The sequence below is a fragment of the Burkholderia sp. Z1 genome (assembly GCF_014893795.1).
Classification (GTDB): Bacteria; Pseudomonadota; Gammaproteobacteria; order Burkholderiales; family Burkholderiaceae; genus Burkholderia; species Burkholderia theae.
The window spans coordinates 848,908-864,393 of record NZ_JACFYL010000002.1 but is presented as its reverse complement, the minus strand read 5'-3'; the positions used below and the strand labels follow the sequence as shown (position 1 = coordinate 864,393).

Genomic DNA, 15,486 nt, shown 5'->3' with positions numbered 1-15,486 from the left:
TCCCGTGCAGCGATCAGCGTGCGTAAGACTGGCCGAGCCCCAACTCGCCGAGCGCACGCCGGTAGGCACCCGACGAGCGATCGGCCAGGATCGGCGCTTCCTGCGAACGATCGATCGGCAGATCCTCGGGACACTGCTGCTCGACGATTTCGCGATCCTCTTCGAACACCTGGCGATTGAATTCGTACACGTCGTCGAGCGGCAGGTCGTGATCGAAGTTGCGCACGATCGGTACGAACAGGCGCGTCAGTCGCGCGGAAACGGGGCTGGCCGCGTTCAGGATCGCGAGCCGGCCGCCTTCCGGAAAATGCACGGTAAGGCGTGCGAAGAACGGCACGTCGACCTCGAACACGCGCCGCCACAGAAACCCGTCGGGCGCGCGATGCTGCATCGACTTCGGAAAGTTGCTGACCGTGCTGACGTATTCGGCCCGCAACCCGTTCTCGCGCCGCTCCACCGAGTATTGCGGCACGACCGGATTGCGCCGGTCGGCAAAGCTGTCGTGATGAATCCACGCGAAGTGCGCGACGTCGATGAACCCTTCCGTCTGCCGGCCGGCTGACGCGCGAATATCGATCGACGGCGGCAGGATCTGCTGGAAACCCTCCTCGTTCCACGCGGGGAAATCGGGCAAAGGCAGTTCCCCGCCGCCCAGCGATACCCATACGAGCCCGTACGCCTGCTGCGCCGCGAAGGTCGTCAGGCACAGGCGCTCCGGAATCGGGCCGTCGGGCTGCGACGGAATATGCTCGCACTTGCCGTCGGCCGCGTATTCGAGGCCGTGATACGGGCACACGAGCCGATCACCGACCACCCAGCCGCGGCTCAGCGGCGCGCCCCGGTGCGGGCACACGTCGCGCGCGGCGACGATGGTGTCACCTGAGCGGAACAGCACGAGCCGCTCGTCGAGCAGCGTCACGCCGAGCGGGCGTTCGCGCACGTCGCTCGCGAACGCGACCGGATGCCAGTAGCGGCTCAGTATTTCCCAATCGCGCACGTCGAATGTGCAGTTGCGGGGCGGGACGGGCGAGCGTGACCGAGTCAACGGCACGACCTGGGTATGCGTCATTCGTGTCTCCTGGCATGAGTGGCTGTCAACGCGGCGACCGTCGAAGGTCCGGGCATAACCGCGCGGAACCCACGATATAGAGCGCGCTGCCCGGCTCCCATCGCCGGACCGCCATGTAGTCCATGTCGACGCCGGCATGGACGCGCACCGCACGCGCGTGCCGCATCGGCTTCCCGTGCCCGCGATCCTGCATTACCATCGTGCGTCCACCGCGCCTGCCCGCCTCCGGCAAGCGAGCCCAGCCACCTCCCCGCCCCCGCACCCATGCTCGCTCTCGTCATCCTCGCCGGCCTCTGGGCCGGCCTGCAGAACACCCTCGCCGGCGGCGGCTCGTTCGTCACGCTGCCCGCGCTGATCGTGTCGGGCATGTCGCCGCTCGCGGCGAACATCACGTCGACGGTCGCGCTGTTTCCCGCACAAGTCACGACAGGCTGGGCGAGCCGAAACATGGTGCGCGGCGTGGGCAAGCTGTCGTTTCGCGCGATGTTCGCGATCAGCGTCGTCGGCGGCGCGCTCGGCGGGTTGCTGCTGCTGAAGACGCCTTCGTCGATCTTCTCGCACCTCGTGCCGTGGCTCGTGCTGTTCGCGACGATCGTATTCGCGTGGGGCAGTTTCTTCCGCAAGCCGCGCGAAGGCACGGCTCACCTCGGTGCCGTCCCCGCCGCGATCTCGCAGTTCATGATCGCGATCTACGGCGGCTACTTCGGCGGCGGGCTCGGCTTCCTGATGATGGCCACGCTGACGATGGCCGGCCTGTCGCCGCGTCACGCGATGTCGACCAAGAACGCGCTCGCGGGCGTGATGAACGCATCGGCCGTCGTGCTGTTCCTGACGTCGCCGCAGCTGCACTGGCGCTCCGCACTCGCGCTCGGCGGTGGTGCGATCGTCGGCGGGCTGCTCGGCACGTGGGCGCTGCAGCGCGTGAACGAACGCATCCTGCGCATCGGGATCGTCTGCATCGGCGCGATACTGACCATCGGGTTGTTCGTCAAACCGATCTGACGCACGCTCGCCGCTGCCGCCATCACGGCAATGCAGCGGCAATTGATGAGCAAACCGCAAGACGTCTTTCACATATCTCGTTCACCGGCGCGGCCGTCGCGATGAAGATCGTGCTGTTCGTGTCGTTCATGTCGGTGATGAACTCGTTCCTGTTTTCGAACTCGCGCATGCTGTTCTCGCTGAGCCAGCGTGGCCATGCGCCCGCGATGTTCGGGCGCACCAACGCGAAGGGCGTGCCGATGAACGCGCTCGTGCTGTGCCTCGCGATCTGCGTGTCGATCCTCGGCGTGCATTTCGTGAGCGGCGGCGACCTGTTCCTGATGCTCGCGAAGAGCAGCGGCGCGTTCGTGATGATCGTGTGGATCTTCATCATCGCCGCGCACTTCGCGATGCGCCGGCAGACGAAGCACGAGCAACGCGACCCGTCGGCGTTCCGCGCGTGGTTCTATCCGGTGTCGAACTGGGTCGCGCTGCTGGCGCTGGTCGCCGTGCTCGGGTCGCAGGCGTTCAACCCGGATTCGCGATTCCAGTTCTGGTTCACGGTATCGACGGCGCTCGCGATCGTCGCGTCGTACTTCCTGCGGCGCAGGCAGCCGTCGTTCGGGCAGGCGTCCGGCGCGAAGCTGCGCTGACCGGCGGCCGGCGGCCCGGCGTGCGCGTTCAGCCGAACGGCCGCACGCCGATCAGCCAGCCGTGCAGGAACAGCGCGAACACGGCCCAGACGACGAGTCCGCCCAGCACGGCGACGACGTCGCCCGACAGCCCGCCAGCCGGATAGCGGACACCGTCGCGGCGGTCGCGCGCACGCGACACGACGAAATCGACGATCGACCACACGAAGAACGCGCCGAACAGCACGACCGCGTGCAGCGTGCCATTCATGAGCAGGTGCGCGACCGCCCAGACCATCACGCCGGCCAGCATCGGGTGTCCGACGAGCGTCTTGATCCGGTTGCGCGGCACGTACGACGCGGCGATCAGCACGAACGCGACCGCGGTCAGCATGCCCGTCAGGTGGCGCACGCCGACCGGCGACACCCACAGCTGCGTCGCGCTCTCGCGCGCGATCCCGTAGCCGCGGACGATCAGCACGAAGCCGACGATCGACGCGATCGAATAACCGGCCTTCCAGCCTTTCTCGCCGATTCGCGCGATCATCGCGGAGCGCCAGCCATCGGCGACGATCCGGATCGAGTGCACACCGAGGAAGATCGCTAAACCGAGAATCAGGACGGGCATCGGCTGTCTCCGCTGGAATGATGAGTGGGGAAGCGTTCCGCGCGGCGTACGATGCGCCGTTCGCGGGGCCGGCGGCGAGGCCGGCGCGGGTCGTGCCAGGCACCGGCGCAACCCGCGCCGATCATAAACGCCAAGGCTGCCGTTGTGAAGCATGCAGGATGTGCGGTGCGTCAAGCCTGGCGCTTTCGCGCACCCGTCGCGCGGCAATGGGCACGCCTGAAAGAAAGGAAAGGGAACGTCGCGAGGCGATCGCCTCGCAAGACCGGCGCTATGCCGGTTTGCGCTTGGCCGGGGGTTTCGATGCCGGTTTCCGCGCAGGTTTCGATGCCGCTACCGCTACCGCTTTCGGCTTCGGCGCCGGTTTTGGCGCAGGCTTCGGCGCGGATTTCGCTGCCGCCGTGGATGCCGTCTTCGGCTCCGGTTTCACCGAACGCTTCGATGTGGATTTCGGCGCCGCCGCGGATCCCGTCGCAGGCACCGGCTTACGGGCGGCCCTCGCCTTGCGCTTCGGCGGCCCCGCCAGCAGCGCCGCGCGATACGCGCTGCGGCACCAGTCGAACAGCGCGCCCGCATCCTCGAGCACGTCGGCCGGCGTTTCGTAGTAGCCCTCGAGCGCTACGGTACGCGTCGGCCTTGCGTACGAGAACGGCCCCATGCCCGCCGCGACGAACGCCGGACGATTCACGTCGTCTACACGCAGGAACAGCGACCCGCGCGACATGAAGCCGAACATCACGCCATCGAGCCGCATCGCCGCCCCGCTGAAGAACCGTGCGACCTCGACCATGCCGAGCGGAGCAAGCTGGTACGCGATCTCCTCGCCGTGCGCCTTCTCCGACTGCCAGCTCACGCGGAAGCCTCGCAGCGCTGCGTCCACGCATCGAGTTCGGCGTCGTCGAAGCCGACGGCCGCCGCGCTCTCGCGAATCTGCCGCCACGTCGCACGGTCGACCGGAATGCCGCCTGCGCCGCGCGCGGCCCGGCTTGCTTCCTCCGGTTCGCCGGGCACCTGCACCGGCGCATCGCCGGCCTGCGGCGACGCCTTCGCCCATGCAACGAACGCATCGGCCTCGCGCTCGGCATCTACCGCGTCGAACGCGTTCGGATCGATCAGCACCGACAGCATCCCGTTGACGATCGCGCTCGTCTTCTGCAACGTGTCGCCATAGGTCGTATGCCCGCCGACGAGTGCGCCGCCGAAGATCTCGCACATCGCCGCCAGCGCATACCCCTTGTGCAGCCCGAACGGCAGCAGCGCGCCGAACGGTTGCTCGTGCATCACCGCCGGATCGTCGGTCGGCTGGCCGAGATGGTCGATCAGCGACCCGGCCGGCACGCGCTTGCCCTGGTTGTACGCGACGCGCGTCTTGCCGTACGCGATCGCGCTCGTCGCGAAATCGAGCAGCAGCGGCGGCTTGCCCGCACGCGGATACGCGGCGCAGAACGGATTCGTGCCGAAGCGCGGATCGGTGCCGTGCAGCGGCGCGACCAGCAGGTCGCCCGGCACGTTGACGAAATGGAACGACACGAGCCCCGAGCGCGCACACTGCTCGGCCCAGTGCCCGATGCGGCCGAGATGATGCACGTCGCGCAGCCCGATCGCGCAGATGCCCATGCGCCGCGCACGCTCGATCCCTTCGACCATCGCCTCGAACGCGATCACCTGGCCGAAGCCGCGCCCGCCGTCGATCGTCAGCACCGCGCCGCCGTCGCGGACGATCGACGCGTGCCCGTTCAGTTGCAACTGCCCTTCCCGCCACGATGCGACGTAGTTCGGGATCATCCCGATCCCGTGCGAATCGTGGCCCGCGAGATTCGCGCCGACCAGGTGATCGGCGACGAGCCGCGCCTCGCGCTCGCTGCTGCCGGCCCGTTCCCAGAGTGCCGCGACGAATGCATGCAGCGGTTCGGCGCGCAGGCGCAGCGGTTCGGTGTCGGGCGTCGGCAGTGCGGTCATCGGCAGGGTTCCTTCAGGTCGGAGTGAGTCGGGCAATCGCGACGATCAGCGCGCGGACGCGATCACGTCCGCAACCGCGGCCGTCAGCTTCTTCGCATACGGCACGTGCAGGAACTCGTTCGGGCCGTGCGCGTTCGACTTCGGCCCGAGCACGCCGCACACCATGAATTGCGCGGACGGGAAGCCCGCCTGCAGCACGTTCATCAGCGGGATCGTGCCGCCGAGGCCCATGTACGCGCAGTCCGCGCCGAAGTGGCGGCGCGACGCGGCGTCGAGCGACGACGCGAGCCACGGCGCGAGATCGGGTGCCGCCCAGCCGGTCGCGGCGCCCGCGTCCGGCTTGAACGTGACCTTCGCGTTGTACGGCGGATCGAGTTCGAGCAGTGCCTTCAGCTGCTGCACGGCCTGCGCGGCGTCGACGAGCGGCGGCAGGCGCAGCGACAGCTTGAACGCGGTGCGCGGACGCAGCACGTTGCCCGCATCAGCGAGCGCCGGCATGCCGGCCGCGCCCGTCACCGACAGCGACGGACGCCACGTCGAATTCAGCAGCGCCTCGCGCGGATCGGTCGTGGTCGGCAGCACAGGCTTGCCGTCTGCGCCGCACGCCCACGGCAGCCCCTTCCACACCGCGTCACCGAGGATCGCGGCGGCCGCGTCGGCCTCACGCACGCGGCTCGACGGAATCTCGCAATGGAACACGCCCGGCAGCAGGTTGCCGTTCTTCGCGTCTTCCAGACGCTCGAACAGCTGGCGCATCACGCGGAAGCTCGACGGCGCGATGCCGCCATAGACACCCGAGTGGATGCCTTCCTCGAGCACCTCGACCTGCAGGTCGCCGGACACGAGGCCGCGCAGCGACGTGGTGAGCCACATCTGGTCGTAGTTGCCGGCGCCCGAATCGAGGCACACGACGAGCGACACCTGGCCGAGCCGGTCGCGCAGCGCGTCGACGTACGGCAGCAGGTCGTAGCTGCCCGATTCCTCGCAGGTTTCGATCAGGCCGACGCAGCGCGGCCGCTCGATGCCCTGCTCGTCGAGTGCGCCGAGCGCCGCGAGGCTCGCGTAGATCGCATAACCGTCGTCCGCGCCGCCGCGGCCGTACAGCTTGCCGTTCTCGAACTTCGGCGTCCACGGGCCGAGGTCCGCGCGCCAGCCGTCGAATTCGGGCTGCTTGTCGAGGTGGCCGTACAGCAGGATCGTGTCGGTGCTGCCCGAGCGCGTGGCCGGCGATTCGAAGAAGATCACCGGCGTGCGGCCCGGCAGGCGCACGATCTCGAGCTTCAGGCCCTTCACGGGCTGTCGTTCGGCCCACTGCGCGGCGTCGGTGACGACGCGCTCGAGATAACCGCGCTTCGCCCAATCGGGGTCGAACGCGGGACTCTTCGCGGGAATCGCGATGTAGTCGGTCAGTGCGTGGAGGATTTCATCGTTCCACTTGCGCTCGATGAAGGTAACGAGCTTGTCATGGTCGAGGACGGGGGTAGTGTCAACGGAGGTCATGATGGGGGTGCCTGGATCGGGCTGACGAAAACCCAGATCATACGCCGATGCTTCCGCTCCGGCGCCCCCTGCCCTGGCCCTTCAGACCGCCTGCGGGAACGCGTCGCGCAACCCCGCCGCGCACGCCAGCGCGTCGTCCCACAAGCGCCGCGTCAGCGCGCCGGCATCCTCTTCGCGCGCGAGCGCCGCGGCCTCGCCCGACCACAGCAGCGAGAAATCGTCGCGGCCCTGCCGCTCGAACGCGCCGCGCAGCGGATCGACCGCGGCCGTCGCGAGCGGGAACGCGGGCGCGAGCGCGCTCATCGGCCCTTGCTCGCGCATGAAGCGCGTCAGCAGCCCGCGCGCGGGCCGGCCCGTGTACAGGTTGGTCACGCGCGTGCCGTCGTCGCGCGCGGCGCGCACCGCCGCGCGATGCTGCGCCGAGCGGCCGGCCTGCGGCGTCAGCAGGTAGCCCGTGCCGATCTGCACCGCACGCGCGCCGAGCGCGAACGCGGCCGCGATGCCGCGCCCGTCGGCGATCGCGCCGGCCGCGATCACCGGCACGCGCACCGCGTCGACGATCTGCGGCAGCAACGCGAACAGGCCCGGTTGCGCATGAATGTCGTCGGTCAGGAACATCCCGCGATGGCCGCCGGCTTCCGCGCCCTGCGCGACGATCGCATCGACGCCGCGCGCATCGAGCCAGCGCGCCTCCTCGACGGTCGTCGCGGATGAAACGACTAGCGCGCCGGTGCGTCGCACGCGGTCGAGCAGCGTGTCGTCCGGGAGCCCGAAATGGAAGCTCACGACGGCTGGCCGCAATTCCTCGACGACCGCGCACATCGCATCGTCGAACGGCGCGCGGCCGGGACCGCCCTTCACGTCGGCCGGATCGAGCCCGGCTTCCGCGTAGTAGCCGGCGAGCGCCGCGCGCCAGCGCGCGTCGACCTCGGCATCGGGGGCCGGCGGCGTGTGGCAGAAGAAGTTCACGTTGAACGGCGCGGACGTGCGTGCCCGGATCGCCGCGATCTCGTCGCGCAGTTGCTGCGGGCCGAGCGCCGCGCACGCGAGCGAGCCGAGCCCGCCGGCTTCACACACCGAGATCGCGAGCGGGCTCAGCGAACCGACCATCGGGGCCTGGATCAGCGGCAAACGGGAAGGCAGCATCGTCATCGGAATCCTTGTTCGGAATGAATGGTTATCGCGAGCGTCGGCGGCCGTTCAGGCGGCCGGTTGTTCCGGCAGTTGGCCGACCCACGCGGCAAGCTGCGCTTCGCCTTCCTCGTCGAGCTTGCCGTGGAGCGCGCCGTACCACGGCGCAATCGCGTCGGCCGGCTGCGTGGCCTTCAGGATCTCCAGGCTCTTCTCGAGGAACGACGGGAAAAACGGAATGCCGCGCATGTAGAGGAACGTCGAATCGGTGATGCGCACCTGGCCGTACACGTCGCGCATCCACGCGATATGCGGCAGTGCGTCGTAAAGATGGCCGCTTTGCATCAGTGCGGAGATGAAGTTCACGCGCGCGGCGACATCCGACTGCTCGTGCGTTTCATGATTGATCTCGGCGGCCTTCTGCAGCCACGCTTCGCCGCGCTTTACTTCACCGCACATCACCGATGTCGTCGCGAGCTGCACCGCGTTGTGCGCGCTCGGTTCCTGTTCGAACAACGCGAGCCAGTGCGGGAAGGCGTCGGCATACCGGTCCATCGCCGAATACGCGAGCGCGCAGAGCCGCGCCGCATCGGCGAGACGCTCTGCGTACGGCGCGGCGATCGCAATCGCGGCCTCGTGCCGGCCGGCCTGGTAGGCCGCCAGCGCGGGCGCGAGTTCGGGTGCGATGTCGGGGCCGTTCTGCTCGTTCTGCTCGTTCTGCTCGTTCTGCTCGTTCTGCTCGTTCTGCTCGTTCTGCTCGTTCTGCTCGTTTTGCTCGTTCTGCGAATCCTGATCGCCAGTCGAAGGCGCCTGAGGTGCCGACGACGCTTCGTCGCGCGATTTCTTTCCGAACAGCTTTCCGAACAAGCCCATGATGTTTTTTTCCTTTTGTTGTCGTGTCCGAACGGCCCCGTTCGGCGCCCGTCATTATCTTTCGCCGCGACCCATCCCGCGCCGGTAGGCGGCCGGACTGGTCGCCGCGACGCGCCGGAAATGCCGGCGCAGCGATTCCTCCGAACCGAACCCCGCGCGCGCCGCGATCTGTGCGAGCGACAGCGCGGGTTGAGCTTCCAGCATGTCCTTCGCGACATTCACGCGCTCGCGGATCAGCCACGCGAGCGGCGACATCCCCGTCGCGTCCGCGAACTGGCGCTGCAGCGTGCGCGTGCTCATCGCGGCCTGCGCGGCGAGCGACGCGAGCGTGTGCGGCTCGGCCGCGTGCACGCGCATCCAGTCGATCAGCTTCGCGAGCCGGTCGCTGCCGCCCGGCGCGACCGGCCGCGGCACGAACTGCGCCTGGCCGCCGTCGCGATGCGGCGGCAGCACGAGGCGCTGCGCGACACGGTTCGCGATGGCGCCGCCGTAATCGCGGCGCACCAGATGCAGCAGCATGTCGAGCCCGGCCGCCGAGCCGGCCGACGTGACGATCTGCCCTTCGTCGACGTAAAGCGCATCGGGATTCACGCGCAGCGCCGGATAACGTGCCTGCAGGCGCTCCGCGTAACGCCAGTGCGTCGTCACGGTGAGACCGTCGAGCACGCCGGCCGCCGCCAGCACGAACACGCCCGAACAGATCGAGCAGAGCCGCGCGCCGCGCCGATGCGCGGCCCGCAGTTTCTTCAGCAACGGCTCCGGCGGCAGTTCGTCCGGATCGCGCCAGCCGGGAATCACGATGGTATCCGCGCGATCGAGCGTCGCGAGCCGGTACGGCGCGGCGACCGTGATGCCGCCCGCCGCGCGCACGGGCCCCGGCTCGCTCGCGCATACCGCGAAGCGATACCAGTCGACGCCGAGCTCGGGGCGCTCGAGTGCGAACAGTTCGACCACGCAGCCGAATTCGAAGGTGCAGAGGCGATCGTAGGCGAGCGCGACGACAAGATGATTGTGCATGGCGCGATGTTACCGGAACTTGTCGATCGCGCCACTGCCGCGAAACGCGCCGAACCGCGATACTGCCCTTCATGACGGCGCCTTCCGCGCCCTTTCGACCCGGAGAACCTGCCCATGTCTTACGTCACCGACGTGCCCGCCGCCGACAGCCCCGCCGCCCTCGCGCATTTCGAGGCGTCGCTGCGATTCGAGACCGATTGCTGGGACGTGCACGACGCGCTCGCGTCCGGCGCGCCCGATTTCGTGCTGCTCGACGTGCGCGGCCCCGACCAGTTCGCGGCCGGCCATGTGCCCGGCGCGCGCAACCTGCCGCGCCGCAAGATCATCGAGAGCAAGCTCGCCGGCTATCCGGCCGGCACGCTGTTCGTCGTCTACTGCGCGGGCCCGCACTGCAACGGCGCCGCGCGCGCGGCGATCCAGCTCGCCCGCCTCGGCCGGCCGGTCAAGCTGATGATCGGCGGCGTGACGGGCTGGCTCGACGAAGGGTTCATCCTGAGCAACGATGAGCAGCTGGAGAACGCCGAAGCCGGCTGATCGTGATTAAAAACGCAACAATCAATTGCCGGCACACGAACGGAAAAAGCGCGACAATCGGCTCCATTGCAGTTCGGACGGAGCAGCACCATGCAGAACGCAGTCCTGATTCAAGCAGTGGGTTCGGTTGTCGCGATCGCGCTCTATTTTCTGCCTGCCATCATTGCCGACCGGCGCGGCCGGCGCGACAAGCTGACGATCGCGCTGTTCAACGCGCTGTTCGCGTGGACGGGCATCGGCTGGTTGATGACGCTGTACTGGGCATGCCAGCCGAACCCGCAAGCCGACGTCGCGCAGACGATCATCGCGAAGCGTCGCGGCATCAGCATGCGCACCTTCTCGACCGGCCTCGTCGAACGCGTGCAACGCCGCGTCGCCGCCCAGGAGCAATGGGCGGAGAAACAAGGCTGCCGTTAAGTCCCTCTTTCCCCTTCACCGCGCCGCGTCGAACATCGGCATCCTGACGTTGGTCGACGCGCGGTAATCCCACGCCAGCCGGTCGCGCGGCGCCCAACCGCCCGCGCGCAGCCACGCCCCGAACGCCCCCGTCGTCACCGCCCGTGCGATCCGCTCGCCCGGACAGCCGTGCGGCCCCGTGCCGAAACCGAAATTCGGCCCGGCCGCGCGGCCCGGCATCAGCCGATGCGGATCGCGATACACGGCCGGGTCGCGGTTCGCCGCGGCGAGCACGACGAGAATCGCGTCGCCGGCTCCGACGGTCACGCCTTCGATCGTCGTGCGCGCCGCAACGAAGCGGCGCGTGTTCTGCACCGGCGAATCGAAGCGTCCCACTTCGGCCACGAACGCGTCGAGCGTCGCGTCGTCCGGCGCGACGCGCGCGGCTTGCGCGTCCCCGTCCCATGCCACCAGCGCATTGCCGAGCCACGCGGCCGTCGCCTCGCAGGTCTGCGACAGCAACCCGACGAGATTCGCGACCAGCCCGCCGCTCGCCTGCCAGCCCGCCGCGCGGGCCGCCTGCTGCACCGCGGCGACCAGCGTGCCGTCGTGCGCGTGCGTCTGCGCGACGCGCTCCGTCATCCGGTCGAGCAGTTGCCGCGCAGCGTCGCTCGCGCGGGCCAGCGCCGCGGCGTCCGACAGCGGCGACAGCGCGGCGACGAAGTCGACGACCTGCGCCGCGATGTCGTCGAGTTGCGTCTCGTCGAAGCCGAGCAGATCGGCGACCGAGCAAACGGGCACCGTCATGCACCACGCGTTCAGCGCGTCGACGTCGCCCGGCGCCGGCAACCGCCGTGCGGCCAGCTGCGCGGCGCGGGTGTGCAGCGCATCCGTGTCGATCGGCGCGAACGCGGTGCGCAGCGCCTGTTTCGGCACGTCGTGCCGCGACGCGCCGTCGTTCATGCGCACCAGCTCGCCGAACAGCGCACCGGCCGTCGTGCCGCGCAACGCGGGCGGCACGGGCGCGTCCAGCGGACGCACGCGGCACGCGGGATGGCTTAGCACGGCCGTCACGGCCGCCGCGCGGCTCGCGACCCACAGGCCGAGCGTCGCGTCGAACACGAGCGGCGGCCCGTCGACGAGCGCTGCGTAGTAGGGATAGGGATCGCGGTGCGTCACCGCGGCAATGGGATCGGTCGGGTTCATGCGTGCAGTATCGGCGCAGCGCGCCGCCTCATGTTTCGGGCTGGCGTGAAATGTCGTGGCGCGGGCGCCGCGCACTGCCGCACGCAGTGACCGGCCGGCGTCAGGCTGCCGACCGGTAGCGATGCGACTGCATGCGCATCCGCACGCGCCCGGCCGAAATCGCACGCGGCTCGGGCACGACCGTGTCGTGATGGAACATTTCCTGCCGGAACTCGCCGCTTTCGTCGAACCACTGGCAGATCAGCCAGTCGCTGTCGTCGAACACGACCGGCCCGGCATAGGTGACGGTCATGCGCGGCCCGCCGGTTTTCAGCGTCACGACATCACCGACGCGAAACCCGACACGCTGATTTTCTCGGATCGTCATCGTTCTCTCAGGTTTTTATATATTGATATTCCCGGCAACTCACCGACCGGTCGTTCGACGTGCGGCAGATTATCAATCAAAAAAATAACCGGCAACTCCCGCGCACAAAAAACGCGTCGCCCGGGAAAATGTAACAATGCGCCGCATCGGCACGCGCGGCGAAAGGCAATCGCCAGGTCCGGCGCGGCTTGCGCGCCGGTTCCGGGTGAACCGGAGAAATGCGGAGAATAAACGATGGTTTTCGCGCCGTCATTGCCATTTAATTCGGACGCGAAATCGGTTGATTATTGTCAATCAACGTTTCGACTGGAAACGATCCCACCTTTTATTTGTCGTCATTCATCGAACAAAACCGGTGAATTATCGGGCGCCGCGAACCAGCGATTGAGTTCGCGACCCGGCACGGCCGCTTGCGAAAATGTAAACGTGCCGTCGCGCGCCATCTCCATCGCGGCGCGCAGGAATGCGCCGAGCGCGGCCCGCGCCAGCGCGCCGCCGACGCTGACGCGCTTCACGCCGAGCGCCGCCAGCGCATCGAGGCTCAGCAAGCCACCCTGCAATCCCATGACGACGTTCACGGGCGCGCCGACCGCCTGCGTCACCGCCGCGATCTCGTCGGCATCGGTGATGCCCGGCGCGTACAGCACGTCGGCGCCCGCGTCGCGATAGGCGACCAGCCGCGCGATCGTATCGGCGAGGTCGCGGCGGCCATGCAGGTAGTTTTCGCAGCGCGCGGTCAACGTGAACGGAAACGGCAGCGCGCGCGCCGCGTCGACGGCCGCCGCGATGCGCTCGATCGCCGCTTCGCGCGCGTAGATCGGTGCATCGGCACGGCCCGTCGCATCCTCGATCGAGCCGCCGACCGCGCCGGCCTCGGCCGCCAGCCGGATCGTTTCGGCCACCGTTGCGGGCGCGTCGCCGAAGCCGTTCTCGAGATCGGCGCTCACGGGCAGGCCGCCCGCGGCGACGAGATCGGCGATGTGATCGAGCATCGCGTCGCGGTCGATCGCGTTGTCGGGCTGCCCTTTCGAAAAGGCGTAGCCGGCACTCGTGGTGGCGAGCGCCTCGAAGCCGGCCATCGCGAGCAGGCGGGCGGTGCCGGCATCCCACGGGTTCGGGATGATGAACGCGCCGGGGCGCGTGTGCAGTGCGCGGAAAGCTTCGGCTTGGCGGGCTTGAAGGTCGGAACGGGTCATCGTGGACTCCCGGAAGGTGTTGACGGGTGAGCTTACGCCGGTCGTGCACGCGACGTTTCAGCGATGGCCGAAATGTCGTCGCACGACAGGAAAAATCTCGCGGCCGGCCACGCGCGGGCAGGGTTCACCGCCTGCCCGCTGTCCAGCCACTGTCGTTCACTTCGATACGGGCTGCCCGTCGTCGATGCCGAGCAACACGTCGGTGACGGCTTCGGAGAACTGCATCGCGCGACCGTCGATCAGCACGCCGTCCGGATTCGACGGATCGCGCGCGGCTTGCGGCACGCCGTGCGCGATCAGCACGCGCGCGCAGGCTTCCCAGTCGGGATGGCCGACGCCCTCCGGTTCGTTGACGGACGCCCACGACAACGTGCCGAGCGCATCGCTCCCGAACCCGTGCGTTTCGCGCCAGCTTGCGCCGTGTTCGAGCAGGAACCCCAGCAGCGCCGCATCGCCGCGGAACACCGCCTGATTCAGCGCGCTCGCGTCCCAGTCGCCGCCCCGCGCGGCGATCGGCCAGCCCAGTTCGACCATGACCTTCACCGCGTCGCCCGAGCCCCACGCGGCGGCGTCCGGCAGCAACCGCAGCCGGTCGTCGGGCAGCGCGCCGGGCAATTCGGGATGCCGCGCCTGGATGCGCCGCGCGTCGTCGGCGTCGGCACGCGCGCAGGCCGCCACGAACGCGTCTGCCGCGCTGAGCGTCTCCTCCGCGCCGGCCGCGCGCAGCAACGCCGCGACGTCGGGTAGCCCGGTCTGCATGGCCAGCCGGTACGCGCTGACGCCTGCCACCGTCCGCGCGCCGGGATCGGCGCCGGCCGCCAGCAGCGCGGCGATATGGCGCGCCGAGCAGCGCACGGCGATCGCCCGCAACAACGGCGCGCCCCACATCTTCGTCGGCCCCTCGCCGGCCGGTTCGTTCGGGTCACCGCCATGCGCGAGCACCAGTTCGAGCGCGGCCGCGTCGCGCATGTCGAGCGCCCTTCGCAACGCATTCGTCCCGCCCACCCGCGCGCCGTGCTCGAGCAGCAGCCGCGTGCACGCCGGGTTCTCCAGCGAGTGATACAGCGATTCGCCGTCGTTCGGGTCGGCGCCGGCTTCCAGCAGCAGGGTCGTGAGCGCCGGATCGCGATTGACGCCGGCGGCGCCATACAGCGCCGACAGCGGGCCCGACTCGTCGGGCGCGGCGAGCGAAGCCGGCGGGAACCGGTTGCCGATCCGCTGGTTCGGGTCGGCGCCGGCATCGAGCAGAAGACGCGCGCAGGCGCGCAGCCTGACGGCAAACTCGGGGATCTGCCCGAGCCGCGAGTGCGTGACGGCGACCAGCGGCGGCAGATTCAGCGCGCCGCCGGCGCGCGCGACCCAGCCGGGATCGGCGGCCAAGGCCGCCTGCACCGCGTCGAGATCGCCCGCCGCGCACGCGATGGTCGGATCGCCCGACACGAGGTCGGGCTGGTCGCGCAGCAATTGCGCGGCGACCCGCGGCCGGGCCGCGCCGAAACCGCCGGTCACATCGCCGCCGTATGCGAGGTCGAGCCAGCGCCGGATCAGCAGCGAACGCTGCTGCCGCGCCAGCACATGCGTTTCGACGAACGCACCGAGATCGGCCCACGACGCGAAGCCATATTCGCGCGCAATACACGACTGCGCATCGTGCAGGCGAAGCCCGAGCGCGCGCACTTCGGCGTGCGTGCGGTTCGCGGCGGCGGGGAGAAACCGGACAAAGCGTTCGACGGCTTGCGCGTCGCCCTGCCGGTACAGGCGCAACAATGCCTTGGCCTGCTTTTTCAGATGTTCGGGATTGGCCCTGGGGGGCAGCGTGTTCATGCGGATCCTCGTGCGGAAATGGCCGAAGGTCCGCAATACCGCCAGCACAAAGGATGGGGAAAGACTGGATTTGCTGCGACAGGTGGGTTCAACCCTTTCCGCGGACCCGGAAGCGACCTGCATCGCTGACCGGTATCCTAGGCGACGGCCGGTGACATCGTCAACCGTGCCGCGCA

General features: G+C 69.1%; 15 protein-coding genes and 1 pseudogene. 4 read left to right on the top strand and 12 right to left on the bottom strand.

The features are described 5' to 3' along the window. Positions 1 to 13 precede the first annotated feature (13 nt). Positions 14 to 1,069 carry an aromatic ring-hydroxylating oxygenase subunit alpha gene (locus H3H55_RS20930; RefSeq protein WP_193100037.1) on the bottom strand — a complete coding sequence of 352 codons (1,056 nt, stop codon included), beginning with the start codon at positions 1,067 to 1,069 and terminating at the stop codon, positions 14 to 16. A gap of 264 nt (positions 1,070 to 1,333) precedes the next feature. Here H3H55_RS20930 and H3H55_RS20925 point away from each other — a divergent pair, with 264 nt between their 5' ends. Together H3H55_RS20925 and H3H55_RS20920 are read left to right on the top strand one after the other, a co-directional pair. Beyond that, the gene (locus tag H3H55_RS20925; RefSeq protein WP_048250731.1) at positions 1,334 to 2,071 is read left to right on the top strand and encodes a sulfite exporter TauE/SafE family protein; all 738 of its coding nucleotides are present in this window, start codon (positions 1,334 to 1,336) and stop codon (positions 2,069 to 2,071) included. A gap of 80 nt (positions 2,072 to 2,151) precedes the next feature. Continuing rightward, positions 2,152 to 2,703 (top strand): annotated as a pseudogene (locus tag H3H55_RS20920) (amino acid permease); the annotation flags it as partial. 28 nt (positions 2,704 to 2,731) lie between these two features. On the opposite strand, the gene H3H55_RS20915 reads toward H3H55_RS20920, so the two are convergent. The 7 genes from H3H55_RS20915 to ftrA all read right to left on the bottom strand — a co-directional run bounded on the left by H3H55_RS20915 (position 2,732) and on the right by ftrA (position 9,787). Next, on the bottom strand, positions 2,732 to 3,310 hold the full coding sequence (locus H3H55_RS20915) for an NnrU family protein (protein WP_193100036.1): 579 nt from the start codon (positions 3,308 to 3,310) through the stop codon (positions 2,732 to 2,734). 268 nt (positions 3,311 to 3,578) lie between these two features. Beyond that, positions 3,579 to 4,160, bottom strand: a complete 582-nt coding sequence (locus H3H55_RS20910) for a TfoX/Sxy family protein (protein WP_193100035.1) — start codon at positions 4,158 to 4,160, stop codon at positions 3,579 to 3,581. After that, a complete protein-coding gene (locus H3H55_RS20905; RefSeq protein WP_193100034.1) occupies positions 4,157 to 5,266 on the bottom strand; it encodes a malate/lactate/ureidoglycolate dehydrogenase in 1,110 nt (369 codons plus the stop codon). Before H3H55_RS20905 ends, H3H55_RS20910 begins: the two co-directional genes overlap by 4 nt. Positions 5,267 to 5,311: 45 nt before the next feature. Further along, the gene (locus H3H55_RS20900) at positions 5,312 to 6,766 is read right to left on the bottom strand and encodes a M20 family metallopeptidase (protein ID WP_193100033.1); all 1,455 of its coding nucleotides are present in this window, start codon (positions 6,764 to 6,766) and stop codon (positions 5,312 to 5,314) included. Positions 6,767 to 6,847: 81 nt separating this feature from the next. After that, positions 6,848 to 7,918, bottom strand: coding sequence for an NAD(P)H-dependent flavin oxidoreductase (locus H3H55_RS20895; RefSeq protein WP_193100032.1), 1,071 nt, complete (start codon positions 7,916 to 7,918; stop codon positions 6,848 to 6,850). 48 nt (positions 7,919 to 7,966) lie between these two features. Continuing rightward, positions 7,967 to 8,770 (bottom strand): hypothetical protein, encoded by an 804-nt coding sequence (locus H3H55_RS20890; protein WP_193100031.1) that lies wholly within the window; start codon positions 8,768 to 8,770, stop codon positions 7,967 to 7,969. Positions 8,771 to 8,824: 54 nt separating this feature from the next. After that, complete coding sequence (ftrA, locus tag H3H55_RS20885) at positions 8,825 to 9,787, bottom strand: transcriptional regulator FtrA (RefSeq protein WP_129515468.1); 963 nt, start codon at positions 9,785 to 9,787, stop codon at positions 8,825 to 8,827. A 114-nt stretch (positions 9,788 to 9,901) separates the two neighbouring features. Here ftrA and H3H55_RS20880 point away from each other — a divergent pair, with 114 nt between their 5' ends. Then, positions 9,902 to 10,321, top strand: coding sequence for a rhodanese-like domain-containing protein (locus tag H3H55_RS20880; RefSeq protein WP_193100030.1), 420 nt, complete (start codon positions 9,902 to 9,904; stop codon positions 10,319 to 10,321). 90 nt (positions 10,322 to 10,411) lie between these two features. Beyond that, on the top strand, positions 10,412 to 10,738 hold the full coding sequence (locus H3H55_RS20875; protein ID WP_129515470.1) for a superinfection immunity protein: 327 nt from the start codon (positions 10,412 to 10,414) through the stop codon (positions 10,736 to 10,738). 15 nt (positions 10,739 to 10,753) lie between these two features. Here H3H55_RS20875 and H3H55_RS20870 read toward each other — a convergent pair whose 3' ends face one another. The 4 genes from H3H55_RS20870 to H3H55_RS20855 all read right to left on the bottom strand — a co-directional run bounded on the left by H3H55_RS20870 (position 10,754) and on the right by H3H55_RS20855 (position 15,310). Continuing rightward, a complete protein-coding gene (locus H3H55_RS20870) occupies positions 10,754 to 11,923 on the bottom strand; it encodes a cytochrome P450 (protein WP_193100029.1) in 1,170 nt (389 codons plus the stop codon). Positions 11,924 to 12,023: 100 nt separating this feature from the next. Further along, the gene (locus H3H55_RS20865; RefSeq protein ID WP_129515472.1) at positions 12,024 to 12,290 is read right to left on the bottom strand and encodes a YodC family protein; all 267 of its coding nucleotides are present in this window, start codon (positions 12,288 to 12,290) and stop codon (positions 12,024 to 12,026) included. Positions 12,291 to 12,625: 335 nt separating this feature from the next. Next, positions 12,626 to 13,486 (bottom strand): isocitrate lyase/PEP mutase family protein, encoded by an 861-nt coding sequence (locus tag H3H55_RS20860; protein ID WP_193100028.1) that lies wholly within the window; start codon positions 13,484 to 13,486, stop codon positions 12,626 to 12,628. A 156-nt stretch (positions 13,487 to 13,642) separates the two neighbouring features. Then, positions 13,643 to 15,310, bottom strand: coding sequence for an ankyrin repeat domain-containing protein (locus tag H3H55_RS20855; RefSeq protein ID WP_193100027.1), 1,668 nt, complete (start codon positions 15,308 to 15,310; stop codon positions 13,643 to 13,645). Positions 15,311 to 15,486 lie beyond the last annotated feature (176 nt).

What these genes read in the sequence shown, in the direction of transcription:
- H3H55_RS20930 (WP_193100037.1), bottom strand. Translation starts at nt 1,069, where the DNA reads ATGACGCATACCCAGGTCGTGCCGTTGACTCGGTCACGCTCGCCCGTC.
- H3H55_RS20925 (WP_048250731.1), top strand. Translation starts at nt 1,334, where the DNA reads ATGCTCGCTCTCGTCATCCTCGCCGGCCTCTGGGCCGGCCTGCAGAAC.
- H3H55_RS20915 (WP_193100036.1), bottom strand. Translation starts at nt 3,310, where the DNA reads ATGCCCGTCCTGATTCTCGGTTTAGCGATCTTCCTCGGTGTGCACTCG.
- H3H55_RS20905 (WP_193100034.1), bottom strand. Translation starts at nt 5,266, where the DNA reads ATGACCGCACTGCCGACGCCCGACACCGAACCGCTGCGCCTGCGCGCC.
- H3H55_RS20900 (WP_193100033.1), bottom strand. Translation starts at nt 6,766, where the DNA reads ATGACCTCCGTTGACACTACCCCCGTCCTCGACCATGACAAGCTCGTT.
- H3H55_RS20895 (WP_193100032.1), bottom strand. Translation starts at nt 7,918, where the DNA reads ATGACGATGCTGCCTTCCCGTTTGCCGCTGATCCAGGCCCCGATGGTC.
- H3H55_RS20890 (WP_193100031.1), bottom strand. Translation starts at nt 8,770, where the DNA reads ATGGGCTTGTTCGGAAAGCTGTTCGGAAAGAAATCGCGCGACGAAGCG.
- ftrA (WP_129515468.1), bottom strand. Translation starts at nt 9,787, where the DNA reads ATGCACAATCATCTTGTCGTCGCGCTCGCCTACGATCGCCTCTGCACC.
- H3H55_RS20880 (WP_193100030.1), top strand. Translation starts at nt 9,902, where the DNA reads ATGTCTTACGTCACCGACGTGCCCGCCGCCGACAGCCCCGCCGCCCTC.
- H3H55_RS20875 (WP_129515470.1), top strand. Translation starts at nt 10,412, where the DNA reads ATGCAGAACGCAGTCCTGATTCAAGCAGTGGGTTCGGTTGTCGCGATC.
- H3H55_RS20870 (WP_193100029.1), bottom strand. Translation starts at nt 11,923, where the DNA reads ATGAACCCGACCGATCCCATTGCCGCGGTGACGCACCGCGATCCCTAT.
- H3H55_RS20865 (WP_129515472.1), bottom strand. Translation starts at nt 12,290, where the DNA reads ATGACGATCCGAGAAAATCAGCGTGTCGGGTTTCGCGTCGGTGATGTC.
- H3H55_RS20860 (WP_193100028.1), bottom strand. Translation starts at nt 13,486, where the DNA reads ATGACCCGTTCCGACCTTCAAGCCCGCCAAGCCGAAGCTTTCCGCGCA.
- H3H55_RS20855 (WP_193100027.1), bottom strand. Translation starts at nt 15,310, where the DNA reads ATGAACACGCTGCCCCCCAGGGCCAATCCCGAACATCTGAAAAAGCAG.